The sequence below is a fragment of the Oceanospirillum linum genome (assembly GCF_001995095.2).
Lineage (GTDB): Bacteria > Pseudomonadota > Gammaproteobacteria > Pseudomonadales > Halomonadaceae > Oceanospirillum > Oceanospirillum linum.
In genome coordinates, this window is sequence record NZ_MTSD02000001.1 from 427,260 (window position 1) to 453,905 (window position 26,646).

Below are 26,646 nucleotides of genomic sequence, written 5' to 3' on the forward strand. Positions count from 1 at the left end.
ACTCCAGAGCAAACGTACGTTTGATTTTTATCACTTATGCCATAATGCACAAGTCAGAGATTATTCTGGGCTGTTAAATAATTAATCAACTTGCAGGAAAGCAAAGAGCGCAGTAAAGTCTTGCTCCCCTTAAGAGGAACTCCCTTCCGGCTGCATAATGCCAGCCCCTGGGCTAAGCAATCCCTAAAAAAGGAGCTATTATGAGTCTTGACCCGGATAAATCCAAACGCCCCAGTCGCTCTCCTGAAGTGAAAAAGAAGCGTAACCTAAGCTTCTTTATTACCGTGCTGGTAGCGATAACATTTGCCATCTGGCAGATCAGTCAGTCAAGCTGATGGACGCCCTACTTCACTCCCTTAGCGCGACGCTTCAAATTACCGCCCCAGTTTTTATTATTGTCTTTCTGGGTGTGCTGTTTAAGCAGTGGCGCTGGCTGGACGATCACTTTGTCAGAGTCGCCTCCACATTAGTTTTTCGTGTCACCTTGCCAACGCTGGTGTTTCTGAATATCAGTAAGACCAATATTCGCGAAAGCCTTGATCCCGGAGTTCTGCTCTATGCTTCTGCCGTTACCCTGATTAGCTTCTTTCTGCTGATTTGGGCTGCACGAATAATGGTGCAGACTCCTGCCGACAGGGGCGTATTTATTCAGGGAAGTTTCCGCGGTAATCAGGGAATTATTGGCATGGCCCTGGTAGCAAACCAATTTGGCGAGGCAGGCCTGCCCATGGCTTCGTTGCTACTGGGCTGCCTGATCATTCTCTATAACATCCTGTCAGTAATCGCCCTAAGCACGTCACAACCGGAACGATCAGGTATGGGCTGGAAGCCGGTTTTCATGGATATTGTCAAAAACCCATTGATCCTATCTGTCGTGCTGGCCCTGCCCTTTTCCTACTTCCAGTGGACTTTGCCACCACTACTGCTGAAAACAGGTACTTACTTTTCCGGTATGACCTTACCGTTAGCGCTATTATGTATTGGTGCTTCTCTGAGTCTTAAAGCGTTAAGAGCTTCATCATTGGCTTCATGGGGGGCCACCGGAATGAAACTGGCCATTCTGCCAGTATTGATGACCTGGGGGGCATGGTACTTGGGATGGACAGGGCAAACCCTGGGCATTCTCTTTCTCTACTTTGCCAGCCCAACCGCCGCAGGCAGCTTTGTTATGGCAAAAGCCATGGGGGCGAATGGTGCCCTTGCGGCAAATATCGTCGCCCTGACAACGGTGGGATCAACTTTAACCATCACGCTCGGTGTTTTCTTCTTACACTGGTTGCAACTGGTATAGATACTCCGGCTTACAAGCCATCCGCAACAGCACTCAGTATAAAAAACGCACTGTTACGCTAAATAACAGTGCGTTCTATATCAGAAACTCAATCCGGCAGGCAGAATCAGGAGGGCTCCCCCTTGACCTTCATTTTCAGAAACTCCCCCAGCTCCCGTAAGGCTTCGTCGGCCTGGGGTAAGTAGCGATGCAGTAGCTGCCAGACGTGTGGCATCTGACTCCACTTACTGATTTGAACCGGTGTGCCCGACGCTTCAAGCCGTTCCGCAAGACGCACACCATCATCTAACAGTAACTCCTGGCGACTGACCTGAATCAGGCAGGGTGGCAAGCTGGAAAGGTCACCAAACAAAGGGGACACCCCTGCATCTGACACAGAATGATCACCTGCATAAACATGGGCAAAACTCTGCATCTGTGCTTTGTTCAGCACCATATCGGTCGCAGTATTGGTATCAAGACTTGGCGTAGAACAGGTTAAATCCACCCAAGGGGAGAGGAAAGCCGCCGCGGCAGGCAAAGGTCTACCGGCAGATTTCAGCCTCTGCATCAAAGCTAAGGCCAGACCACCACCGGCAGAATCACCGGCAAATGCAATTTGTGAAGGGGTAACACCAACATCTAACAACCACTGATAAGCCGCCTCAGCATCATCAAGGCCAGCAGGATAGGGGCCTTCCGGGGCAAGGCGATACTCAACAATTAATACACGGGCATGAGCACGGTGGGCGATTTGCGCCGCCAATTCCCGATGAGTATCAATGGAACCCAGGACATATCCACCTCCATGCAGATAAACCACATAACGACGGGGCGTATCATGATCCCAGTACACCAACTCGGATTTGACGCCATTGGTATCTTGCTCGCTGATAATCAAGCCATGTGGCCGACAGGGCTTTAACATAGCGCTTTCTAACTGGTCCCGCATCAGTCGACAATATTGATTAAGCCCCTGGCGGTGCCAAAAGTCAAAACTCTGCCGGAAAGGTTCAAAGCTAATCACATGTTACTCCAGATCATCGGCATGGATCACAGTTTCCAGCCGGGCCAGACCTGCCGCCCAAATATCAGCCTGTACAACCGTAACCGATGCTGTCGCCATAGGATAGAATCCAGTCTCATCGCCATCAAGCAACAGACTGATCAGGCGACTGACCAGAGGCTGGTGGGTAACCAGCAGGACCGTTGATGTTTCCTTCATTTCACTCAACCACTGGAGCACCTGTGCCGGATCCTCATCCGGAGTAATCAGACCCAGTTCATGACAGGATTTCAACTCTGCATTTTTTTGGATCTCAGTACAGGTCTGCCGGGCTCTGACATAAGGACTGACATAGGTAACCGCCCCACTGAGATAATCAGCAATATGGCAGGCTACCTTACGCACATCTGCAATTCCCGCATCGGTCAGGCAGCGGTCAAAGTCCCGCGGAGCCATTCCGGCTTCGCCATGACGAAACAAAATCAGGCGCATCAGATTTAGTCCTGATCCGTAGGCTGATAAGGGTCTGCATCGGGCGACTCACCCTCCGGCCAGGCAGTAAAAGGGAAAGGTTTCTCTTCCCGGTTATACGTCAGATAGCGATAGACCTGATAAGCGTATCGGGAGAGACTGGCACCCGTCTGTTGTAAAAACAGGTTTTTGTCGCCTGTTACGGCAATAAAAACCACCTGCAATAAAACACTTAGCCCCAGTAAAAGCTCCGCAATCTGATAAGCAACCACAAAGAACAGCATGAAGATAATGCGTAACCAAAAAACTTCCGTTGCAATACCCTGTTTTTTCTCACTCATTGCTCTACTCCTTCTTTCACTGGCAAACCCTGACGACCAGGTTCTCGGCAATACAAACTCAACATCGGTACTTTGCTCACCGGACATTAAACCACGAATCACCTTCTCAACCGGCATATCGTTAAAAAGAACTTCGTACAACCCACAGGCCAGAGGCATATATACCTGCATCTCAACCGCTTTATTTCTGACCAGCCGAATAGTATTAACGCCTTCTGCCACCTGCCCTAGCTCATTCACAGCATCATCCAGTGACTTACCCTGTCCAAGAGCATAACCCACTCTGAAGTTACGGCTTAAGGGTGACATACAGGTGACAATAAGGTCCCCAACACCCGCCAAACCTAAGAAGGTCATTGGATTAGCCCCCATACTGACCGCAAAGCGGCTCATCTCAGCAAGACTACGGGTAATCAGCATACTTCTGGTGTTTTCACCAACCCCCAGGGCTGAAGCCATGCCCGCTGCAATCGCATAGATATTTTTGAGCGCTCCACCCAACTCAACACCAAACAGATCATTGCTGGCATAGACACGAAAGTAATCACAGCCCAGTACTTTCTGAATACTCTCACGTGTCAACTGATCATCACTGGCAACCACTGTTGCCGTCATCTGTTTCTGTGCAATCTCACTCGCAAGATTGGGGCCACTCAGAACACCGATATGTTGACTCGGTGTATGTGTCTTCAGGATCTCTGACATCAGGAGAAAGCCTTCTTCCCGGATGCCTTTCGCGGTACTGATCATGATCTGATCCGGGCGTAACTGGTCAGAAACCTGATCAACAACAGATGCAAAGGCTTTACTGGGAATGGCTACAAAAATAATATCTGCACCGGAAACCGCCTCGACAACATCGGTCGTCGCCCTGACATTAGCATTAATCTCATAATCCGGCAGATACCGCGTATTGCGACGCTTTTCATTAATATCCTGTGCAAGCAGCTCATCACGCAACCACTGAGTCACCGGATACTGATTGTCCGCTGCAATACTCGCTATAGCGGTACCAAAGCTACCTCCACCGAGTACGGTTACGGCTTGTCTCTTAGTCATAATCACTCTTACTATTATTATTTCCGGCTGACACTGAATATTCTATATTTTACCGGAGATACTCATCTGGCGCCTGTTCAATTAAATCAGCGTTGACCTGAACCATCTCTTTTAGCTCATCCACGTAGGCCTGACCACGCTGGGAATATCGCTTCAGATGCTCTGCAAGATAGATTGCCAGCCTGGCCCCTTTAAGCTCAGGCTCTGCAGCCCTTGCCTGTCGAAAGTCTTCATAAGCCCAGAAACTATTCAGGTTCTTCAGGTAGGCCCTGATACTGAGTTGCGGCGACTTAAAAACAGCAACCTCGTGATATGCTCCCTCGGACCGCTGATTGGGCACAAGGCCACACCCTTTACTAAAACACCACTGCCCAAAAAGGTTATTACCTTCCCGGGCAAAGCGGGAGCGCCCCCATGCCGATTCATTTGCGGCCTGAACCAGAACAAGCTCAACAGGAACAGGTTGCACCCTTATCAGTAACCGGCTTACCAGCGCCCTCAAAGCAGATACATCTGATGGCAGAGAGTCAGAGCCATCCATAAGCCTGTAATTTATCAGTATTGAGTTCAGCTGTGATGACTGAACCGGGGTAAGCTGCGACAGATTCAGTGCTTCAATCCAGCGCCGCTGCTCCAGGATATAGCTATTTTCCAGTAGAACCATGGGCTTTAACAGCGCAAAAAAGCCAAGCTTTTTCTGCCGGACATCCTGGGTATCTTTCAGCTCAGCAAGGGTACGATCAAGCATTTTAGGCGTCTCAGCCATCCCTTGCTTTCCTGAGCCTTTGCCATAAAACATCTCACTCATTAATAAAAAAGGAATCAGCAGCAGCAGAAAAGCTGAAAGCGATAAGAAGGGAAGCAGCTCTTTACGATCAGAAGTTGAAGACATGATTAATCTTTCCAATAAAAAATGCACAGCATATGCCGTGCATTTTAAGAGACAGAATTTAGAGAAGAGTCATCTGCAGTATCGTTAAACGACCTGAATATGCCAAGGCTCGTAACGCACACCAAACTGATTGTCATCCGTATACCGCAACGTCAGGAATCCTAAATCCTGCAGTTTCTTGTATACATCCGTCTCCGCAAAATCTTCTGTGAAGTTTCGGTAACCAAAACCTACCTTACCAACATCAAAGTCTCCCACTGCATGGTATGAGTACCCTGGTGGTGCCAAAGAACGGGATGCCTTAGACATGTTACCTTCAGCCTGAGCCACTTTAGACAAAAACAGGTACATCTGTTTAACCGTTCCCCGGATACCCGATGTCAAAACGATGTCGTCACCAACACCCTTTCTAAGCTTTTCATAAAAAGCGAGAGACTTACCCTTAAAGAGGAAATGCCCTGTTTTAGGCACTTTAAGCAGATCTTTGGATGGAATACGTTGCGTTAAACCGGCCATCACCTTTTCGCCGTAGAAACCATAAGTATGGGCATCAGCAAAAAATAACTTTTCCAGATATTCAAGCTCGACTTTGGTGAAATCACCAACCTGGGAGAAGTTTTTGCCATATTTAATCATCTGATCAAAGCTGATTAAATTAAAATTCCCGTGCCCCACCGTACGCTGTACGCGCGACATTCTGGCCAAGGTTTGTTTGACCAGTTTAAACTCTTCTGCAGAGATAAAATAATCGTCTTCAAAGACACCCTCAAAGTAGCGAATTTTCTTCATATAATCTTTGACTTGAGGGTCTGCTTTAACCGCTTCCAGGTCAGCCTGAAGATCCGCTACTTTATTTTCCATTCTGCTTGGGGCAGAAACCTCATGAAAGTCTGCTGCCGCTGCGTGTTCTTCTACGATGTCAGCCAACTGTTGAGGGACATCCGGCAGTGCAGAAACAGCCTTATCTTCAGCAACAGGCACCACAGCCAAGTCCGAGCCTTTGCTCTGTAACAGCTGACGCATGACGGAGCCGCTACCTAACGCAACAAAACCGCTGACTGACAATGCTTTTAAAATGCTTCTACGATCCACAACTACCATCCAGTGTCTGATCTGTAACCAAAGAGCCTAAAGCTTAAACTCTATCCCTTTTTCTGACAAGCCAACCTATCCTACTAAAGCACCTTTAAATCAGGCAAGAGGAAGATGTACATAATTGTATCGAAATAGTTGCTTATCAGTGTGCAGTGAATCACTTAAAATGATTTTTCAAAGCGACGTTAAAGAGAAACCGTATGCTAAAGAAAGGTGTTTTACTGGATGCAGCCAGTCTTGGTCATGATATTGATCTGAGCGAGTTAAAAGAAACGCTCGGCCAACTGAAGATATATGATAAAACCGAGCCAGATCAGGTTATCGAGCGTATTCAGGGTGCCGATGTCATACTGACAAACAAAGTTATAATCAACGCCTCAGCCATTGCAAATGCAGATAACCTGAAACTGATCTGCGTATTAGCTACAGGCGTTAACAATGTCGATCTCGAAGCTGCGAGTCAGGCAGGCATCCCCGTTAGCAATGCTGTAGCCTACGGCACGCATAGTGTCGCCCAGCACACTCTGATGCTGATGTTAATGCTTACAACCCGTCAGCCTCTGTATCAGAGTGCTGTAGCGGATGGAGAATGGAATAAAAGCCCGTTTTTCTGTTTGATGCAGCACCCCGTCTCTGAGCTGGCAGGGCAACATCTCGTTATTGTCGGCTCGGGTGAGCTGGGTCGTAAAGTCGCTCAGCTGGCAAAGGCCTTTGAGATGAAGGTCAGCTTCTCTGCACGGCCCGGAAACGAAGCTGACGATGGCAGAGAACCCCTCGCTCAGTTACTTCCGAAAGCCGATATCCTATCGCTGCACTGCCCCTTAACCGAAGCAACAAAAAATCTGATTGATGCCGGACTCCTGTCCCTGGCCAAGCCGGAACTTATGATCATCAATTGTGCCAGAGGCGGTATTGTCAATGAAAAAGACGTGTTGGCCACCCTGAAAGCAGGTAAAATCGGTGGCTATGGTACAGATGTTCTAACTCAGGAACCTCCGGTCAACGGCAATCCTCTTCTGGATGCTCTTCAGGAAAACCTAAACCTGATCATCACTCCGCATAATGCCTGGATTTCCCAGCATGCCCGACAGAATATTATCGATCAGACCACAAGATCGATCCAAACCTTTACCCAAACTCAGTGAGTAACTAACTTAACTATGCGTCTTGATAAGTTTATTTGTCACCACACAGGAATCTCACGCGCCGAAGCCAAACGGGTTTTACGCCAGGGGATGGTCACCTTTGATGAACAGGTGGTGAAAGACCCTGGTTTCAAAGTCAGTAACGATATGGAAATTGAGCTGAATGGCCAGATTCTCGGCGCGGTCAAACCACGTTATTTTATGCTCAACAAAATGGCAAACACACTGTGTTCTACCCTTGACGAGGAATATCCATCAGTACTTAGTGACATGGACCTCCCGCACACTAAAGGGCTTCACATTGCAGGGCGTTTGGATGTCGATACTACAGGCCTGGTGCTTATAACGGATGATGGCCAATGGTCTCATCAGATCACATCACCCAAAAAAGCATGCATGAAACGCTATCGTGCATGGCTTGCAGAACCACTGGTGGCAGATGCCGAGCATCAGTTTACAAAAGGTGTCCAGCTGCATAATGAGCGTGAGTTAACCAAACCGGCCATTCTGGAGCGTATAACCGATACAGAAGTGTTATTGAGCATCAGCGAAGGGAAGTATCACCAGGTTAAACGTATGTTCGCCGCTGTGGATAATAAGGTGATACAGCTGCACCGGGAGCAGATTGGTGCAATCTGCCTTGATCCGGAACTGAGTGAAGGAGAATGGAGAGAGCTGACTGACAACGAAATAAAAAGCGTCTGGTCAAAGTAGTTAACACACTCTACGTGGAAATTTCGCTATAGCAGAAGGTGGTCGCCCACTTTCTGCAAAGCTTATCAGGCCTCATGCTCCTGTGGAATAACCACCTGTTGCTCTTGCTTGCAGTCATCAGACTTTAAAGCCTTCAGGCACTTCTCAGCCCGCTCGTAGCCAAGGTCAATCATCTCTGTAGCCCGGTTAAATTCCAATGTTCCACAGGCATTCCTGGCAATATCCACCACCAGATCCGGGGGATAAACCGCCAGTTTCTGGCGGGCAAGAGTACTCTGCATCGCATCAAATGCCTGGTTAGCAACATCGTAGGCGGACCAGTCCCGCTCCTGTTTATCCGACTCCGTCCTTTGAAAGCCCTTAAAGAAGCGAGAGATTTTATTTTGCAGATCCGGGTTATCATTCTGTTCGATAGCAATCGATTGGCGCGGCATGGAAAACTCCTCCTGAACGGAAGCCCCCAGATTAACCGCAATTGTCAGATCAGTTTTATCACTAAACGTTGGAGCGATAGGCACCGGATTCAGGACACCGCCATCGATAAGTGTCAGGCCATCCAGCTGTACTGGTGTAAAAAATAGCGGCAAAGAAATTGATGCCCGAATCGCCTGAAAAAGAGATCCCGAATTGAGCCAGACCTCACGCTCTGCCTGAATGTCTGTTGCCACTGCGGTATAACATATCGGAAGCTCTTCAATCGTCTGATCACCCACAAGGTCCGTTAGGGTACTGATAATTTTGTCCCCTTTAATCAAACCTCCACGCCCCCAGGAAATATCCATCAGGGTGACCATATTTGCCTTCGTTATAGCCCGGACCCATGCTTCAAACTCATCCAACTTTCCAGCAGCATAAATCCCCCCCACCAAAGCCCCAATCGAACTGCCTGATACCGAAGCGATGGAAAAGCCATGCGCTTCAAGCCAGCGGATCACACCAATATGCGCAAGCCCTTTAGCACCACCACTACCTAAAACTAAGGACACTGTCTTTTTTGATTCCATAAACTCTACACGCCTCGAAATAATCACCACCACAAGCGATATGAACATAAGCAAAATATATACCTTGGTCTATATTAGCTATTTATTAGTCCCCAAGTTCAATTCATACATTTAAAATTCATTTTTAACCAAAAACATAAGGAAATAAGCATGAAGCTTATCCGTCAGGGCATATCACTTCAGTGGTTGATAGGTGGAGCGATGTTCTGCGCCATGCTTCTGCTTAGTACTTTATTAGTTATTCAAAATTATCAAAACAACAAAAATGCGCTTCTTGTCGCCACAGCGGAATCCGCCAAACAGCTTAGCGACACCTTAAATGAAAAAGCCAAACGCTTAACAGGTCCAGCTCAAAGCGCCCTGCAAATTCTCAGTTACGACCCTCTTCTGACCGCTAAAACCCTTGAAGCCAGACAACAGCGTCTTCCGGTACTGTTTGAAACACTTGACTCAAATGATGTACTGAGCGCCATTTATGCAGGATACAGCACCGGTGAATTTTTTCTGCTCAGGAAGCTAAATAACCAGGTCATGCTCAGAAAATTTGACGCCCCTGAAAACACAGCCTTTCTGCTTCAGACGCTATCGCTGCGACCAGACGGCATAGGTCAAGGCATGAAAAAGATATGGTTCTTCTATGATAAAAACCAAAACCTTCTCAGCAAAATAAATAAACCTGACTACGAATACGACCCCAGAACACGCGACTGGTTTAACAGGGCCCTGGAAAGCGAAGACCAAATACTAACCAGCCCTTATCTCTTTTTCAGTACCCGGGAAATCGGTATCACACTGGCAAAAAGAGGACACAATACTCAAAACACAATCGGTATGGATGCATCCGTCACTGATTTAGCCGCACAAATAGCGATGTTAAAACTGACATCCGGCAGTGAACTGGTAGCTGTTGATGAAAAAAACAATATTTTAGCCCACGCCGATACAGAGAAGATGATTGTTCAGGAGGATAAATATTACCGAATGAACACGCTTGAGGAGCTGGAAAGCCCCGTACTCAGAATGATTTCGGAGGATAACCTGGCCGCCAATGAGCTCAAACGTTTTAACACAAAAGACCAGGAATGGTATGGGCTTTGGATTCCAATTACAGGCCTCAGTGAACAAAATATAAAAGTATTGTTAGCAATCCCTTCAAATGAGCTTTTAGCCAACGCCAAAGATATTATTTTAAACCAGACTCTGTGGACCATCGTCGTTATTCTTATGCTTCTGTTGCTGGGTTTATATGGTGGTGCTCGTATCGGCCGGGCCTTCAGACAGCTTACAGAGCAGGTCAGGGCGCTATCCGGTTTTGATTTTAGCTCTCAGGTGCAGATTCGATCTGATATTAAAGAGGCAAAAGAGCTCAGTAGAGTTGTGGGTAATATGTCCCGCACGATTGATAGCTTCCAGGCCATTAGTCTCTGCCTCAATAGAGAAAATGATCTGGAGAAAATGCTCGACGGAGTATTAGAGAACCTGGTCACAGCTACAGGCATGTCCACTGGGGCTATCTATCTCTACCAGCCGGAAAAGCATCACTTTTCCCTTACCAGCACCACCGTTGAAACCGGCTTCCCAGAAGTACTAACAGAACAGGGTCAGGACGACTCCAGTATCCTCCACCACACACTAGAGCAGCTTGAAACGCCGAAGAACAGTCTGGTTATCTCTCTCAGAAAACGGGATAACAGCCTAGAGGGGCTGCTCGTTATGCATTGGAAAAAAGCGCCGAAAAATAAAAAAGCCCTGATTCGTTTTGTTTCAGAATTAGCTGGCTCAGCAGCAGTCGCCATTGAGACGCGACGACTTATTGACGGTCAAAAAGAACTGATCGAGGGTATTTTGCACTTACTTGCCGATGCCATTGATGCCAAATCTCCCTACACAAGTGGCCACTGTGAACGAGTGCCTCAACTGGCGCTACAGCTGATTGATACTCTCTCAGAGCAAACAGAAGGCCGTTTCGCAGACTTCAGCCTGTCCACTCAGGATAAAGAAGCCTTCCGTATTGCAGCATGGCTACATGATTGTGGGAAAATTCTAAGCCCAGAGCACGTCATTGATAAGGCCACACGACTGGAAACTATATTTAACCGCATACACGAAATCCGCACTCGCTTTGAAGTACTATGGCGGGATGCCGAAATTCACTATTGGCAGCAACGGGCTGCCGGTGAGCCGGAAGATGAACTTAAAATTGAACTTGAGCAGCGGCAACAGCAACTTCAGGCACAATTCTATTTAATAGCTAAAGCAAATGAAGGTGCAGAATCCACATCGGCAGATGCAGCCGCTCAGATCCATGAAATCGGCGATCAAACATGGCTACGTCACTTTGATAACACCCTAGGCCTTGCCCATGAGGAGCTCACACGCTTACTGAAAACGCCGCAGCCAACACTGCCAGCCAAAGAAAAACTACTGGAAGATAAGCCAGAACATATTATGTCCTGGGATGAAAAGCGCCGCCCGCCAGTTGAAAGTAACAACCCTGATAATATCTGGGGCTTTGATATGCAGCTACCGGAATACTCCGTCAATTTTGGCGAACGTTACAACCTGACCATACCTTTTGGCACCCTGACCAATGAAGAACGCTTTAAAATTAATGAGCATATCGTCCATACCATTATTATGCTGAGTACCCTGCCATTACCTGATCACCTTAAGCGAATTCCAGAAATAGCCGGCAACCACCATGAACGGACTGACGGCCAGGGCTACCCGAGAAAACTCCTGAGCCATGAGATGGCTCCGGAAGAGAAAGTGATGGCCGTGGCTGATATTTTTGAGGCACTGACCGCGTCTGACCGCCCCTACAAAAAGCCAAAAACCGTGAGCGAGTCACTAAGTATTATGGTCAATATGTCCCTTAACGGACACATTGACTCAGAGCTGCTCAGTACACTTTTGCAGGCTAAAAGCTTTTCCGGCTACGCCAACGAGTTTCTCTCCGAGGAACAGAATGACAAAGTGGATTACCCGGCACTGATCGAACAGCTAAATACTCCACAGCCGTAACCTGTCTGACAGGTATAAAAAAACCGCCACCCCAAATGGGTGGCGGCTGTTGCACTAATAAGGAACCTTCATGAAAAACAGGCTTTGACAAACCTGCGTCTTGCTACGCTTATTGCAGAAGATTAGAAGCCGGAAAGCCGGAACAGTTCCTGAATATTTTGTTAACTCCGGTATTAATAATCGATCAAAACCCCCTTATTTATTATTTTTATTAATCCACACCACGCACATGCATATAGACTACGAAAAACCCTACTTTTTAAGCGCCGCTACTTTAGGGAGATTACAACACCGGTAACTGCTGTTTTAAAAAGGCTTAATTTTTGTAAGTAACTTAAATTCATCCCAAATATTCAAAGGCTTCTTGATGGTAGCCGAGCTACACTCGGGACAGTTGTATTGAGGCATTTCCATTGGCGATATGATCACATCAGACATTGGAGCAACCACCTGGCTCCATCTACAGTTTGGGCAGATGCGTTTATAAGGTTCCGGTTTCACAGGCATAAGCTACTCCTCGTTTTGGTTGTTTTATCCGCAATAGTCGCTTCCCATTCCCAAGGCTAATCGCTTATGCGACACATGATGTCGTCCGGCGTTGTTAGTCTATGTCATAGACAGCCCGATGAACGTTGTCTATTACCACAAAGACAGAGTGTCTGCATGGAGGGGGTATTACACAATATGGTATCGTAAATCCGCCGCCCCCTTTCAGATAGCCACCGTTTAAAGGAATGATAATGGACTCCTCTTTAATAATAGAAAATAAAAATCAGGAACTAGAAAGAAGTATTCAAGATATCACTCAGTCTTGGGATATGCCTGTTTTGAATAAACCACAAGTCAAACCTCTTATTCCTGCAGAGCAACTGGAGTATCGTTTTTTCCGTATTTCAGAAATCAGTGAAGATAAAGCTGAAGGGTACCGCCTTGCGATGGCTAATGTACTTTCAATTTTAAATGATTCTGCAGCATCGTTGGCGTACCTGCTGAATGGCACACCTGAAGGTATTGAGCTGTATATTGGTGTTGTTAGCCAGGATTCAGCTATTACCTATGAAGCTTCCAAGCTACTTGAAGGCGCTCTAAAGGGTAATTTTCCTGGAGTACAGCTGGAAAAAGTCCAAGGAGACACGTCTTTCCAAGAGATGATGAGTCAAAGCCGTTATTTAGGTGTTGTTCAGGGTGTTCCTTCATTTAATGAGCAGGCGCAGGAAGCAAATCAAGAGGATGTACAGGGTGTTGAGCGTTTGGTGAACTCATTGACTGGAGGGTACTGGCAAATGTTGGTAATTGCAGAATCCGGCTCTGACGATGAGATCAAAGAGATTCTGAACCAGGTTTATGATCTGTCCACCAATCTGTCTGAAATGGCCAAGCGCTCCATTCAAAAGACAGAGAATAAGGGTACGTCTACCAGTCGAACGGAGGGTACAACGGAAGGAGATAATACTGGCTGGAGTAACTCTAAAAATACAAATGAAAGTAAGTCTGAAAATGAAGGTTGGAGCCTAACCAAAAGTGAGAATATAGGGCAGAGTTCAGGTAGTTCAGAGACTACGAGTACATCCACAAATAAAGGCACCTCCTATTCCACTAATAGAGGCACTTCCTCCTCTACTAATAAAGCTACCTCCGCCCCTGCTTCCGCCGGCAAAGGTACGTCTAACTCAATCAATAAGGGAAGCTCCAGCTCCACTACTGAAGGCAGCTCTATCTCTATCAATAAAGGCACTTCCACTTCTACCAATAAAAGCACCTCTACCAATAAAGGCACAACGGATGGAAAAACAGGTGGTAGTAGTACCAGTTTCTCAACAGGTGAGACCAAAAGTGAATCCGGCGGTAAAAATTGGTCCAATAATTCATCAGATATGGAAGGCACAAGTCACAGCCAAGGGATATCTTTTACCCAAGAACGAGTTAATAAAAGTATTGAAGAGCTGCAAAAACATTTGAGTGAGCAGGTGATCGAGCGTTTTCGGCTTGGACGTAGCAAAGGTATGTTCCGTACCGCTGTGTATCTGAGTGCGCCAGATAAGCGCAGCTTCCAAATATTGAGAGAGAGCGTGCGTTCTATCTTTCAGGGTAGTCAGGCTACAGCTACCCCTTTGAAAGTCTTCAAACTGGCTGAAAATGTTCGTCAATTAGGTGATATTCTACAATTACATGTAATAATGCCTAGACAAGTTATCAGTAAAGCATCTTTGTTGGTTAATAGCATTCCAGCCCGTAAATCTGGGCAGCTGGATATGGCCACTTGGCTTAATACCAAGGAGCTCGCCCTGTACACGGGTATACCCACCAAAGAGTTACCGGGGATTGTACTGCGAAAAAGTGTTAATTTCGCCGTGAACACGCTACCGGTAAAAGATCTGGCACTCAGCATTGGCCATATTGTGCATCATGGTCGTCTGTTAAAAGCCAGCCCGCTGCAACTTAGTAAGCAGGATCTGAACAAACACGTTTTTGTTACCGGGGTAACCGGTTCCGGTAAAACCACAACCTGTATGCAGCTACTGGAAAGCTCTGGCCTGCCTTTTATGGTAATTGAACCGGCCAAAACAGAGTACCGCGCCCTGCATGAACGTAATCTGAATGTAGAGTACTACCTGCCGGGTCGCGAAGAGATTACACCCTTCCGGCTGAACCCTTTTGAGCTGGTCCATCCCAGACAGAATCTGGCCGGGCATATCAGTGTGCTGACCTCAACCCTGACCACTGTCTACCCGATGGAAGCCGCCATGCCGCAGCTGGTGGAAGAGGCGATTATTGCCGCCTATGTGGATAAAGGTTGGGACTTAAGCACCGGTGATAACCTCTTTTACGACAACCCCTGGGATGACTCCCTGCAAGGCTGCTGTTGGCCCACTTTCTCCGAGATGATCGCGCAACTGGATGACCTGATTAAATCCAAAGGTATGGGGCAGGAGTTTGAAGAGAAATACCGGGGCTCTCTGGTTGCCCGCCTGACCAACCTGACACAGGGCATCAAAGGTCAGATGCTTAATACCCGTCGATCGATCAACTTTGATGCCCTGCTGGATAAGCGGGTGGTGATCGAGCTGGAAGAGCAGAAAAGCGAACAGGACAAAGCTCTGCTGATGGGGTTAATTGTCACCCGTCTGGCCGAGTGTATGAAGCACCGTCATGCCAAAGATCCCGCGTTTCAGCACCTGACTCTGATTGAAGAGGCGCACCGTCTGCTGTCCAAACCGGAGCCCGGTGAGGCCGATGCCAAAAAGATGGGGGTAGAGATGTTTGCCAATATGTTGGCCGAGGTTCGTAAATACGGTGAAGGTCTGATTATTGCTGATCAGATTCCCAATAAGCTAATCTCCGATGTATTAAAAAATACTCATACGAAAATTGTCCACCGCCTCTTTGCTGCCGATGACCGAAATGCCATCGGTGACACCATGAATTTAAATGATGAACAGAAAGATTTTTTACCGCTACTCCAAGCCGGTGAAACTGTTGTTTACTGCGGTGGTTGGCATGCACCGGTTCGAGCTCAAATTGAAGAACTAACGGAAACAGACGGCACTCCTCTGGCAGAGGACGCACTTAAGGTACTCGGTATGCGGCAAACCTGGCTGCAAAGAGAACAACTCTTCCCACAACTGATGGCGACTGGCCTGGTGACCTCTGCGGAGCAACTGACAGAAGTGCAATATAAAGGCGGGCGTTTATTACGTTTGGCCTACCGTTGTGCAGCTGGCTTAACCGGTAAAAAAGTGGCTAAAGATACCGATAAGTTACTGGCCAACGTTAGAAAAGTCTTGGATAGCTTTTCAATACAGTTGGCACGGTTTAACCCACAAAGTGATACCGAATCGGTTTATCAGTGTCTTGAAGCTTTACTGGAAGATAGCGTGTTGCAGAGTGTGCCAGATGGGGTTATCGCAACAGTATTAACGCTGCTAAGTGAGATTAACATAGAAGAAGCTTCTTTAAGCCGTGAACAGAAAACACAGATTAAAGATGATTTCTTAGTGCTTTTTAATTAATTCAATAACTAATACATTTTAGGAGAATTACATGGGATTCTGGTCATCAATGGGTAATGCTATCAGTAGTGCGGTGAGCGCCGTGGGTAGTGTGTGTAGTAGTATTGGTAGTGGCCTAAGTTCTGTTGCGTCTACCTTAGAGCCTCTAATCCGTAAAGGGCTGTCCTATATTGGCCCTGTGGGTAATGTTATCAGCACGGTTGCACAGAGACTAGAGGTATTTAAGTCCGGTGAAGATGTCATGGAAATGGGTGATCGACATATTCAAGCGAAAGATAAAGGGATTGATTACACACCTAATGATCAAACTTATAACGAATATCTTGAAGAAATCCGTAACTTTGAACTGGATCCGGAAAAAAGTCCGAAAACGGTGCTGGAAAAGATCGTTACTACCGCAAGCGGTATTGTGTTGGGCCTTAAGGGTATCGAAGAGAAAATGGATATGGCAGACGGTGAGTCTGGACATATTCTACGCTTAGTTGTCCTGTCGCCGGATGTCTTTAATGCTGAGAAAGTAGTCGATATGCTGGCGCAGGATACTGATTTTGAAAAGATTGCTGACTATTTTGACAACAAGCTGTCAGCGGTTGAAAACCGAGAGCTGCGTGGCGAAGTATTTACTCTGATCAAAGAGAGTGATCCGTCATTGGATGGCGAAGGGGTCTACGAAAAACTTTCTGAACTGAAAGATAAAGAGCCCGTAGCCTGATTAAAAGTCGTTGCCTTCTCAATTGTTAAACGGAACAGGAATAACCATGACGGATCAAAACCTACAAACAACGCTGGTGCTGGCTGAGCACCAGCGTCAGCTGTTTACCTTTATGCAAACTCCAGACAAACCTGAGAGCTGGCAACTTTTCAAGCCGCGGGGCGAGCTATCCCTTCCAGCTACCGGTAATGATTGCTGGCAGAAAGCACTGGACGAGATAACTGATTTTCATAACCGAAGCAGCGGCCTAGCCGCTTGTTCTGTTTTTGTGCTCAGTGATCGCCTCGGACTTTTTGCCCAAAGTGAATTGCTTGAACCGCTGCAGCAGGCGCAGGCCCAGCAGTGTCAGCTGATCCGCCTAAGCTGGTTAGCAGAGCGCTCCGGCACCTTGCCACCGGCCAGTGCCGATGCGGACTGGTTACAGCAATATATTCTGCCGGAGCTGGTGTCGGTGCCAGAAGCGGAAGCGCAAGTCGACAGCATATCCGATCAGGAGTTGTCTGAAGAGTTACAGAATGCCCAGGTCCAGCTGAAAGACCTGCAGCAACGGATTAAGCAACTGACCAACAGCGAACAACAGCTGAAACAACAACTTCAGGAAAAAGAGCAAGCGCTGCAGGTGACCCAAGGCGATATGGAGGCACTAAAACGTCGCAGCGATGCCTTAGTCAGTGGTGAACTGACCATGATGCAGCTGACAACTCTGCTGCCTGCCCTCTATAAAAATTTCTGGAGCTCTATCAGCCCCAGCGATTTGGCACTGCTGGCCGGAACCACTGAAGTCCCTCAGATTCGATCCCCGGTACATGAACCCACCGATGCGGTTATTCAGACCCTGAAAAAACGGATTCAGGTGCTGCACAGCAGCCAGAAAGAGGAGCTGAGGCAGCTCTGCCGTCAGTTGCCCCGACAGTTTACGGTCAGACCTGAAATGCAATTTTTCTTTGAGGATGAAGCCTGTGTCTAAAAGTGAAAAGGATATCGCAAAGCGCTACAAGCAGATAACAGATATAGACAAGGCCTTTCCTAAGGATCTTAATTATCTGGATCTTTTGATTCTGATCGAACGCGACCCCAAACTGCAGGCTCTGTTGCGCCAGGTGGTCTTGGGCGATGAACAGGTTCAGCCTACGACTGCAGTTAGTGCTAACGCTGCAACTACCCCATCAGAAAAAACCGCATCCGATGTTTATGCATCCGATGCTGAGACTGATGAGATTCAAACCCCGCCTGTCGCTTCACCTGAAGTGAGCCTCGCGCCAGAACCAGAACCAGAACCAGAACCAGAACCCCAGAATCCTCTGTTGGATGAACTGCAACCGGCACTAAATCTTCTGAATCAGGTTGAGCAGGATGCTGATTTTTCTGATCTTTGGCTACACCCGGATGACACTCAGGGGCAGACGCTTATCCGCTTGATCGCCACCCTCAGTCAGTGGGATCAGGTACAGGAGTTATGGGATCGTTTGGCCAGTCGCTGCAAAACCGATCAGCGCCCGGCATCGGCAGATGAGCTGTCAATTTTAGAAGCCGCTCTTAGTTTTTATAATCTGACACTGCGCTCCCGCTCCGCCAAGCTCAGCCAGCCGGAAACAGGTATCGCCTTTGATCATCAGCTACACACCCGAGCGACGCCACAAGGCGAGCAGATTAACGCCGTATGGCTGCCGGGGCTGACCAACGCCGCCGGTAAACTGCAGAAAAAACCTCTGGTACGCACTTGACCGCATTCTAACTTTTTCTATAACACGCATTTTAATTTTTTTGATAAACAGTCAAGGATTGAGCGATGGCTTCCCCTAATAAGCAGGCATCATCAGATCAAGCAAACAGCAACAATTCAAACTCTCTACCAGATGCCTTCAATCTGTATCTGAAGTGGCAAAAGATAGAACCGAGTCAATGGCAACAGTTAGACCCGGGTATTCAGCTGGATATTAAGCGCTCTGTCGAACAGGAGTTTCAAAAGGTTATTCAGAAGCTAAAAGAGCAGCAGCGTTACTATTTTGTTGCTGATCCTAATACAGATGAGTTAGCGCTGTTTGATGTAACTGCAGGTCTGTTATGGGATGTGCAGTATGACTTGATTGCAGATTATAAACGCTCAGCCGCGCGACATCGTGCAAAAGCAATCAGTAAGTTCGGCTTAGAAAACTGGCAAGTGCCAACGCTGCAGCAATTAAGGGCTCTTCATGTCAACTCTGGACAGTTACTGCGCTCTGGACACAACTACAGTTTTGTTGCTGCCAGTGAGTATTGGGCTACTGAAGAGGGTATGGTGGATATGGATTTTGAGCCGGGTTTATGGAGTCCTGCTCCTGGAACTGGCCATCTCATAGCCTGCAATCAGATTTCTGTTGAGCACTTAGTAATGCAAAGCCTGAATCAAGGCTGGTTGATTCATTCCTCTTTGAACTCTATTGGCGAAAAGTGGAAGCAAGCCCTCTCTCGTAATCGTAATGACCCATATTGGGCTGATGTGATCGCTGCTTGTAAACAGAGCCCCTGGCAAATGCCTTATCTGGGTTTTGGTCAATATTTCGCTAATCTCGACAGTACATCAACCACACTTCCCAAGTTGGAACAAAACCAGATTTCCGATCAGGATAAAGGCCTGTGGGAGCTGCACGGTGCTGACGCTAACCTGCTGCAGAAATTCCAGATTCGCCCCCGTAATCCCGCGCTGGATGTAAAAGACTGGCCCATCGCTATCGATTTTGGCACCAGCAGTACCGTAGTGGCTTATCAGGAGCATGGTCAGAAAAAACTGCTGCGTATCGGGGTAAAAGACCATTTCAGCGAGCCGGAAGCCAGCCACTTTGAGAATCCTACGGTTCTGGAATTTGTTGATCTGCCAAAAACCCTGCAGCCCTGGCAGAGCACCGCCTATCGGCCCAAGGTGAAGTGGGGAGATGTACGCTGCTCCCACGAGGCGCTGTCCCGGCTGCGGGATAACGAAGGCGATCTCAGTATCACCACCAGTGTACTGGCCAAAATCAAACACTGGGCCCTGCGCGAGGCACGGGATATTGCGGTGCGCATCAGCGATCAGGTCAATCAGTTTGAGAAAGAGCTGGAGCCGCTAACCCTGCGTAACCCCACCAAAGGGCAGGCGTTGCAGGTCAGTAATCAGGACCCGTTTGACCCCATTGAGCTGTATGCCTGGTTTCTGGGGTTGACTATCAACTGGCGTCAGCGCGGTATCTTTCTAAAATACTATATGACTTTCCCGGTGGCATACCCACAGGTGGTTAAAGACAAAATTCTGGCCTCGTTCCGCCGAGGGCTGCAGCGTTCCCTGCCTGAATCTCTGATTAACCAGCAGGTCTTTAATGATTTCTCGGTAACAGAACGCGCCTCTGAACCGGCAGCATTTGCCGCCACAGCACTGCCTTATTTTGGTATTGAACCCACAGAAGAGGGTGTGGCTTACGGTGTATTCGATTTTGGGGGTGGCACCACAGATTTTGATTTTGGCCTCTACCGGGAACCCAGCCCAGAAGAGGAAGATGAAGGCTACGAAGAGGTGTTTGAACACTTCGGGGCCTCCGGCGATAAATTTCTCGGCGGTGAAAACCTGCTGGAGCATCTGGCTTATGAGGTTTTCAAGGCCAACCAGGCCTTGTGTCGGGAGAAAAAGATCGCCTTTACCAAACCGTTGGATGCGGATGATTTTCCCGGTTCGGAAATGCTGCTGGAGAAAACCCGCGCCGCCTTTACCAATACTCAGATGCTGATGAGTCGCCTGCGCCCCTACTGGGAAGCCCGTGAGCAAAATAGCCAAGGTATTGAAAAGCTCAATCTGATCAACCGCAGTGGCGAAAGCATCAGTTGTGAGCTGACACTGCCCTATGATGAGCTGGAAAGCTTCCTCAATCAGCGCCTGGCCAAAGGGGTGATTAACTTCTTCTCCGCTATGCACAAGGCCTTTACCGAAGCCGATGTGCAGCCGCAAAAAGTACATATCTTTCTGGCGGGTAATGCCAGCCTGTCACCGGCGTTGCAGAGCTTGTTTGGTCTGAACAGTAAAGGTGAGCAGGGCAACAAAGGCGAGCAGAACAGCGAAGCGGGTGAAAATCCTTACCATCAGCAGGTGGCAGAATTAACCGATCGCTTATTTGGTGCGCTGGATATCGATTTTCAGGTACACGCACCGATCAGCCAAAGCGAAGGCAATCCGTATCAGGCTACCACCAAAACCGGTGTGGCTCTGGGGCTGCTGGATCTTTGCCCAGGCAGTCCGGTTAAGGTGGTTAACCGGGCGGTGATTGCTGCCCAAGGCGAAGCGCCTTTCGATCACTATGTGGGCTGCATTAAGCGTCGTATGTTTAAACCCAGCCTGAAGCGTCATGCAGCTTATGGACAGTGGCATGAACTGGGCCCTGTGCGGGAAGGTGTGTTTACTCTGGTCTCCACTCAGTCACCGATGGCCAATACCGGCACGGTACCGCAGAATGATCCGATTCTGATTCACAAACCCCTCAGCTTTGCCCATGCACAACCCGGTGAGCGGGTGTTTGCCCGAGCCATCGCCCCGGATCAGATCGAACTCACCACTGCCGAACATGCCGAAAAACTGCAGCGGGATAATACCCTCAGCGTACAGATTTTAAGTCTGGCGAGTTAAACAAAGGGATAAAAAATGACTTTTATTAGTGTCTTCGAGCTTTATGAGAAGCAGCAGCTTGAGAAGAAGCAGCTTGAGAAGAAGCAGCTAAAGAAAACTGTAGACGTTTTAGATCAGATAGCCAAGAGACGGGCTGCACAAGAACAGGCGGAAAAAAAGCCTGCCGCTCAACAAACGCTGCTTGAGTTGGATAAGCTGTTGTCGCCGCTGCCGTTGCTGGATCCTTCTGAACTAACCGACCCCAATAAAGGGCTTTGGGAGTTCTGGCAGCAGACTGCCCCAGAAGATTACCCGGGGCTGCTTGGCCGCAACCCTGCCGAGGATGTACAGCCTTGGCCGGTGACGATTGATTTTGGTACCAGCAGCACTGTTGTTGCCTTTAAAGACGGCGGTAAAAAACGCCTGATCCGTGTGGGTGTGAAAGACTTTTTTGCCAAGGCTGAAGCAGAGCATTTTGAAAACCCCACCGTGCTGGAGTTTGTGGATCTGGATAAGGCGCTGCCACCGTGGCAGCAAAGCGCCTATAAACCCGGTATAAAATGGGGCGATCTGCGCTGTTCCCATGAAGCTTTGGCAGGCCTACGGGATAATGAAGGTGACCCAGCCGTCACCGCAAGTATTCTGACTAACCTAAAACACTGGGCCTTGCGGGAAGGTAAAGAGGCACCTCTACGGATTCAGGATAGGGTTAACAACCGAGAGTTGATTTTGCCACCCCTAGAACTGAAAAATCCGGTAAAAGGTCAGCCGCTGTCGGTGAGTTCTGATGATGCTTTAGATCCCATTGAGCTATACGCCTATTATTTAGGGTTGGCGATTAACTGGCGCAAGCGTGGTATTTTTCTGCGTTACTATATGACCTTTCCAGTAACCTACCCGCAACGGATTAAAGAGAAAATTCTTTCCTCTTTCCGACGGGGCCTACAGCGCAGTCTGCCGGAAACCCTGATTCAGCAGGATATTTTTAACCGTTTTGAAGTGGCCGAAGTAGCCTCTGAACCGGCCGCTTTTGCCGTTGCAGCGATGCAGATGCACGGTATTGAACCCACCGAAGAGGGCGTCACTTACGGTGTGTTTGACTTTGGCGGCGGCACCACAGACTTTGATTTTGGTATCTATCGGGAACCCAACCAGGAAGAGGAAGAGGATGACGATTACGAAGTAGTGTTTGAGCACTTCGGCGCATCCGGTGACTCTTATCTTGGTGGTGAAAACCTGCTGGAAAATCTGGCCTATCGGGTATTTCAACAGAATCAGGAGATCCTGCGGGAGCACCGTATCGCCATCAGTAAACCGGTGAACGGGGGTTACTTTACCGGTTCTGAAATGCTAATCGACACCACTCAGGCGGCATTAACCAATAGCCAGCTGTTAATGGCCCGTCTGCGCTCCTTTATGGAAGAGGGCGAGGAAAACAGCGAAGGTATTGAGAAGATCAAGCTAATTAAACGCTCCGGTGAAGAGGTCGTCGCTGAGCTTGAGATCCCTTATGAAGATCTAAACGCTTATCTGGCCCAACGGATGCAAAGCGGTGTTGATAAGTTTTTTGCTGCGATGAATAAAGCTTTTGAAGAGCATAATCATCAGCCAGAGCAAGTACATGTCATGCTCGCCGGAAATGCAAGCAACTCATTAATACTACAAAATCTTTTTTCTAAAAAGATAGAGCAAAATGATGTTCTAGCGGAAGGCGATAACGGCGTTTGCGTTAAACTATACCAGCCTCTCTCAATGTCTGATAATAACCCAGAACAGGTCACGGCCAAAACCGGTGTTGCGCTGGGGATGTTGGATCTGGTGCCAGGCAGTGCTGTTAAGGTGGTCAATCATGCTCATCAGCAAAGTAACGGTGAAGGCCCTTCGCATTTTATGTCGGGCGGATTCGTCGCGGGGTGTTCCAGCCAGCTTTAAAGCGCCATGCAGAGTATCAGCAATGGCAACAGGTTGGGCTGGTGCGTAATGGCCGTTTTGATCTGACTTACACCACGTCCCCCCTTGCCAACGAAGGCGGGCTGGATGCAGGCTCAGATGAGACCTGTTTTATCCCCCTTGAACTGGCGCAGCTGGCAGATAAACAGCGTTTGTTTGTGCGGGCTGTAGCACCGGATCAGATAGAGATCTGCACTGCTGAAAGTATCGATGCTGCAGAAGCCGGTCAGGGAGATAATCAGCGTTTATTACATCTGACCTGATGAGCAACGACACCCTTTGTCGCCCCTCTCGGTAACCTCTCTTTTATTCTTAATTCTTAAGGACAAAAGGAGAGGTTATGTCCGTTCAGCAAGAATTTATCGATCTGTTTATCCCCATCGCTACGATTGAGGCCAAGTATCCTGGTGGTTGGCGTGGTTTTATCCAAAAATATCCAGAGGTGTATGCTTCCGGTTGGCATGACTGGCATCTGTTCCGGATGGGGGCAATGAATCCCCATCAGATCGATGGCCTGGTTAATTGGTGGCGTGAACAGGGTTTTATCCCTTACCGCCCAACACAGGGCAAGCCCAAACGCTGGGTGGATCTGTGCGTTTCCTCCTGGGGCAAGCCTACATTACCTTGCAGCTGGATCGCGTTTGATGAGCAAACAGGGGGAGCCTACCTGAAGGGAACCGAACCCGGTGAACGAATTGGACCAGAGCAGATGCCATTTATTCAGCCTAAATAAAGCGATCAGACAAGATAAAAAAAATTACACATCAATAAGGCTAAGTCTCTGTTTTATGAGTTAATATTAAGCTTCATAAGGTATCTCTATTTTGACTTTTTCTGTCTTATGTTTTCTCAAAGGAGTGAGTATGTCAGATCTTGTTCTGCGTCATCTGGAAATGCTGCGTTTAATCCCGCGCACAGCACCGGGTATCAGCACGGGTGATATTGAAAATACGCTAAAGGATCAGGGGTTTTCAATATCACGCCGTTCGATTCAGCGGGATCTTGAAAAACTGTCTCTTACTTACCCTTTGACCTGTGACTCAGAGGGCAATACCAACTATTGGTATTACACCTTGCGTGAAGATCAGCATATTTTAATCCCTTCCATGGACCATCAGGCAGCCTTAACCTTTAAGCTGGCTGAGCGTCATTTAATGCCGCTTATTCCTCAACAGTTGAAGTTTTTCCTTAATCCTTACTTTGTTGAGGCCGATAAAGTTCTCAACAAGCACCCGTCAAAGCTAAAGAAGTGGCTGGATACAACCCGGGCCATTTCTCTCGGGATTCAACAGCAAGCCCCGGAGATGGATGAGGCGGTTTGGGCTGTTTTCTCGCAGGCCATTATCAATCAGCAACAGTGCGAAGTTGTGTACCATTCTCGACGCTCTGAAGAGCCCAGAGCTTACAAAATCAGCCCATTAGGTATCGTCATTCGAGGGCCGGTTACCTATTTGCTAGCAATTTATGATGGTTATGATGATATTCGGCAGATGGCGATGCACCGTTTTAAATCGGCCAAAGCGATGGTTGATGATGCATTTATACCGGATCATTTTGATTTAGATGAGTATATCCGTGAGGGGCAGTTCGGCATTCTGACGGACGAGAAACCGATTCAGTTAAAGCTTAAGGTCTCTGCTGATGTTGCCCGCAGCCTGACTGAGGTGCCCCTTGGTGATAAACAGGTGATTGAGGCGATTACCCCTACTGACTTCAGAAGTGACTGCCGGGTAAGCTGTATGTTGCCGGAAAGCTGGGATCTGTATCGCTGGCTGCTGTCTCACGGCATGAGTGTTCAGGTTGAGTCTCCAGTGCGTATTCGCAAGACCTTTATTGATCATCTGCAAACGGCTCTCGACCGGAACACCTCCCCTATCAGTAACCCCATTGAAAATAGTTCTGCCATAATATAGCACCAAGAACCGGATTGATGCCGGTCTTATTTTTCGTTGGGCGGGATGCACTGTAAATGCTAGTTTCATCCAGCAAACGGTCAGTCAGATCAAGGCCTACAAAACGGCGCATGGAACCATGCCTCATAAAGCACACCTTCCATGGGAGATGCGCTCAAGTTGTCAAAAACGGCATGGTATGGATGTACCACATAGGCCATATTGAACAAGCTATGGATTTATTTCAATCAGCTCAACATCAAAAATCAATACCGAACCCGCAGGAATACGACCCACAGAGCGATTACCATAAGCAAGCTGACTGGGAATAAAGAAACGGGTCTTTTCACCTTCAACCATCAGCTGAACACCTTCTGTCCAGCCGGGAATCACCTGATTGAGACCAAAATCAATCGGCTGGCCACGATCTACCGAGCTGTCAAACACGGTGCCATTCAGCAGAGTGCCATGGTAGTGTACTTTAACCCGATCCGTAGCCTCAGGGTGCTGCTCACCTGTGCCTGCTTCCAGTACTTTGTACTGCAAGCCTGAATCCGTTGTTACGACATCTTCTTCCTGAGCATTACTGTTCAGAAAAGCCTGCCCTTCCTGAACATTTTCAGCAACATTTTTGCGATCATCCGTAAGACGTTTAAAGATAAAGAGCGCGATAATGACAATTACCGCAATAATAATGACTCGAGTCACAGAGAGTTTCCTTGTTATCAGGATATGGAACACCAGAAGTCAGAGCCTTGATCGCTAAAACCTCAAAACTCTGGCTGTCATATACATAAAAATTTTGCTTATGCTAGAGTAGACCGACAAAAAAGCAAGTATCTGCTGAAGCCACTATACGTCAATCCTGCACCACTCCAGCAAACGATTATTAGCAGGCATCCTATGATCGGCAACCAGTGCCAAGCCTGCTAACTCCGCCAGTTCCACGACCGCCTCGAACTCCCGGATGCCACTTAAAGGGTCTCTGTCCCGCAAAAAGCGATCAAAAGCCTGATTGCTCTCACTGGTATAAGTCCCCTGATAATTGAACGGGCCGTAAATACAGAGTTTGCCTCCCGCCTGCAACCGGGAGCCAATACCTTTAAAAAAAGCCTCAACCATAGCCCAGGACATGATATGCAGAGTATTGGCGGTAAAGATGCCATCCGGTTTTATCTCGGGCCATTGAGCCTGAGTCACATCAAGCTCAATGGGTGGCAGAAGGTTGTCACCTGAATATTCATCGCACCAGAGCTTCACGCCCGGCAGATTGATCAATTGATCAGAAGGCTGCCATTGCAGATGAGGCAGGTGCTCCGCCATATATACCGCATGCTGGCCCGTGCCACTGCCCACCTCCAGAACCTGCGAAACATCACTGAAAGTGCGCTTTAAGACCTGAAGGATAGGAGCCTTATTATTTTCGCAGGCCTGTGAAAAGGGTTTATTCATGGC

Annotated in this window: 22 protein-coding genes and 1 pseudogene; 14 read left to right on the forward strand and 9 right to left on the reverse strand. The window is 48.0% G+C overall.

Annotated features, from left to right (window positions below):
- The first annotated feature begins 200 nt into the window (after positions 1 to 200).
- Positions 201 to 335, forward strand: a complete 135-nt coding sequence (locus BTA35_RS18640; RefSeq protein WP_274378407.1) for a hypothetical protein — start codon at positions 201 to 203, stop codon at positions 333 to 335.
- A complete protein-coding gene (locus BTA35_RS02015) occupies positions 335 to 1,291 on the forward strand; it encodes an AEC family transporter (protein ID WP_077242749.1) in 957 nt (318 codons plus the stop codon). The genes BTA35_RS18640 and BTA35_RS02015 overlap by 1 nt, the downstream gene beginning before the upstream one ends.
- Before the next feature lie 106 nt (positions 1,292 to 1,397).
- Here the strand turns inward: BTA35_RS02015 and BTA35_RS02020 are convergent, their stop codons facing one another.
- The 6 genes and pseudogenes from BTA35_RS02020 to BTA35_RS02040 all read right to left on the reverse strand — a co-directional run bounded on the left by BTA35_RS02020 (position 1,398) and on the right by BTA35_RS02040 (position 6,131).
- Positions 1,398 to 2,297 (reverse strand): alpha/beta hydrolase, encoded by a 900-nt coding sequence (locus BTA35_RS02020; protein ID WP_077242750.1) that lies wholly within the window; start codon positions 2,295 to 2,297, stop codon positions 1,398 to 1,400.
- A gap of 3 nt (positions 2,298 to 2,300) precedes the next feature.
- Positions 2,301 to 2,768 carry a SixA phosphatase family protein gene (locus tag BTA35_RS02025; protein ID WP_077242751.1) on the reverse strand — a complete coding sequence of 156 codons (468 nt, stop codon included), beginning with the start codon at positions 2,766 to 2,768 and terminating at the stop codon, positions 2,301 to 2,303.
- 5 nt (positions 2,769 to 2,773) lie between these two features.
- Entirely contained in the window at positions 2,774 to 3,088 is a 315-nt protein-coding gene (locus BTA35_RS18350; protein WP_274378413.1) for a DUF4389 domain-containing protein, read from the reverse strand.
- 42 nt (positions 3,089 to 3,130) lie between these two features.
- Positions 3,131 to 4,147 (reverse strand): annotated as a pseudogene (locus BTA35_RS02030) (NAD(P)H-dependent glycerol-3-phosphate dehydrogenase); the annotation flags it as partial.
- Between the two features lie 49 nt (positions 4,148 to 4,196).
- A complete protein-coding gene (locus BTA35_RS02035; protein ID WP_077242753.1) occupies positions 4,197 to 5,039 on the reverse strand; it encodes a glucosaminidase domain-containing protein in 843 nt (280 codons plus the stop codon).
- An 84-nt stretch (positions 5,040 to 5,123) separates the two neighbouring features.
- Positions 5,124 to 6,131 carry a D-alanyl-D-alanine carboxypeptidase family protein gene (locus BTA35_RS02040; RefSeq protein ID WP_160054910.1) on the reverse strand — a complete coding sequence of 336 codons (1,008 nt, stop codon included), beginning with the start codon at positions 6,129 to 6,131 and terminating at the stop codon, positions 5,124 to 5,126.
- A 203-nt stretch (positions 6,132 to 6,334) separates the two neighbouring features.
- On the opposite strand from BTA35_RS02040, the gene BTA35_RS02045 reads away from it, so the two are divergent.
- Positions 6,335 to 7,279: a D-2-hydroxyacid dehydrogenase gene (locus BTA35_RS02045; RefSeq protein WP_077242755.1), complete on the forward strand. Its 945-nt coding sequence runs from the start codon at positions 6,335 to 6,337 to the stop codon at positions 7,277 to 7,279.
- A gap of 15 nt (positions 7,280 to 7,294) precedes the next feature.
- Positions 7,295 to 7,993 (forward strand): 16S rRNA pseudouridine(516) synthase RsuA, encoded by a 699-nt coding sequence (gene rsuA, locus BTA35_RS02050; protein WP_077242756.1) that lies wholly within the window; start codon positions 7,295 to 7,297, stop codon positions 7,991 to 7,993.
- A gap of 65 nt (positions 7,994 to 8,058) precedes the next feature.
- On the opposite strand, the gene BTA35_RS02055 is transcribed toward rsuA, so the two are convergent.
- Positions 8,059 to 8,997, reverse strand: a complete 939-nt coding sequence (locus BTA35_RS02055; protein WP_077242757.1) for a patatin-like phospholipase family protein — start codon at positions 8,995 to 8,997, stop codon at positions 8,059 to 8,061.
- Positions 8,998 to 9,147: 150 nt separating this feature from the next.
- Here BTA35_RS02055 and BTA35_RS02060 point away from each other — a divergent pair, with 150 nt between their 5' ends.
- The 10 genes from BTA35_RS02060 to BTA35_RS02105 all read left to right on the forward strand — a co-directional run bounded on the left by BTA35_RS02060 (position 9,148) and on the right by BTA35_RS02105 (position 25,212).
- Positions 9,148 to 12,021: an HD domain-containing phosphohydrolase gene (locus tag BTA35_RS02060; protein ID WP_077242758.1), complete on the forward strand. Its 2,874-nt coding sequence runs from the start codon at positions 9,148 to 9,150 to the stop codon at positions 12,019 to 12,021.
- An 827-nt stretch (positions 12,022 to 12,848) separates the two neighbouring features.
- On the forward strand, positions 12,849 to 16,031 hold the full coding sequence (locus BTA35_RS02065; protein WP_139363602.1) for an ATP-binding protein: 3,183 nt from the start codon (positions 12,849 to 12,851) through the stop codon (positions 16,029 to 16,031).
- A gap of 31 nt (positions 16,032 to 16,062) precedes the next feature.
- Entirely contained in the window at positions 16,063 to 16,743 is a 681-nt protein-coding gene (locus tag BTA35_RS02070; RefSeq protein ID WP_077242760.1) for a hypothetical protein, read from the forward strand.
- Between the two features lie 46 nt (positions 16,744 to 16,789).
- Positions 16,790 to 17,710: a hypothetical protein gene (locus BTA35_RS02075; protein WP_077242761.1), complete on the forward strand. Its 921-nt coding sequence runs from the start codon at positions 16,790 to 16,792 to the stop codon at positions 17,708 to 17,710.
- Positions 17,703 to 18,467: a hypothetical protein gene (locus BTA35_RS02080; RefSeq protein ID WP_077242762.1), complete on the forward strand. Its 765-nt coding sequence runs from the start codon at positions 17,703 to 17,705 to the stop codon at positions 18,465 to 18,467. The genes BTA35_RS02075 and BTA35_RS02080 overlap by 8 nt, the downstream gene beginning before the upstream one ends.
- A gap of 65 nt (positions 18,468 to 18,532) precedes the next feature.
- Positions 18,533 to 21,370: an Hsp70 family protein gene (locus BTA35_RS02085; protein WP_077242763.1), complete on the forward strand. Its 2,838-nt coding sequence runs from the start codon at positions 18,533 to 18,535 to the stop codon at positions 21,368 to 21,370.
- A gap of 15 nt (positions 21,371 to 21,385) precedes the next feature.
- Positions 21,386 to 23,281, forward strand: coding sequence for an acetate and sugar kinases/Hsc70/actin family protein (locus tag BTA35_RS02090; protein ID WP_077242764.1), 1,896 nt, complete (start codon positions 21,386 to 21,388; stop codon positions 23,279 to 23,281).
- Positions 23,263 to 23,562, forward strand: a complete 300-nt coding sequence (locus BTA35_RS02095; protein ID WP_077242765.1) for a hypothetical protein — start codon at positions 23,263 to 23,265, stop codon at positions 23,560 to 23,562. Before BTA35_RS02090 ends, BTA35_RS02095 begins: the two co-directional genes overlap by 19 nt.
- Before the next feature lie 77 nt (positions 23,563 to 23,639).
- Entirely contained in the window at positions 23,640 to 24,032 is a 393-nt protein-coding gene (locus BTA35_RS02100; RefSeq protein ID WP_077242766.1) for a hypothetical protein, read from the forward strand.
- A gap of 130 nt (positions 24,033 to 24,162) precedes the next feature.
- Complete coding sequence (locus tag BTA35_RS02105) at positions 24,163 to 25,212, forward strand: helix-turn-helix transcriptional regulator (RefSeq protein ID WP_077242767.1); 1,050 nt, start codon at positions 24,163 to 24,165, stop codon at positions 25,210 to 25,212.
- Positions 25,213 to 25,422: 210 nt separating this feature from the next.
- On the opposite strand, the gene bamJ is transcribed toward BTA35_RS02105, so the two are convergent.
- Together bamJ and BTA35_RS02115 are read right to left on the reverse strand one after the other, a co-directional pair.
- A complete protein-coding gene (gene bamJ / locus BTA35_RS02110; protein WP_077242768.1) occupies positions 25,423 to 25,899 on the reverse strand; it encodes a BamJ family beta-barrel-assembly machinery protein in 477 nt (158 codons plus the stop codon).
- 144 nt (positions 25,900 to 26,043) lie between these two features.
- Positions 26,044 to 26,643 carry a DUF938 domain-containing protein gene (locus tag BTA35_RS02115; protein ID WP_077242769.1) on the reverse strand — a complete coding sequence of 200 codons (600 nt, stop codon included), beginning with the start codon at positions 26,641 to 26,643 and terminating at the stop codon, positions 26,044 to 26,046.
- Between the last annotated feature and the right edge of the window lie 3 nt (positions 26,644 to 26,646).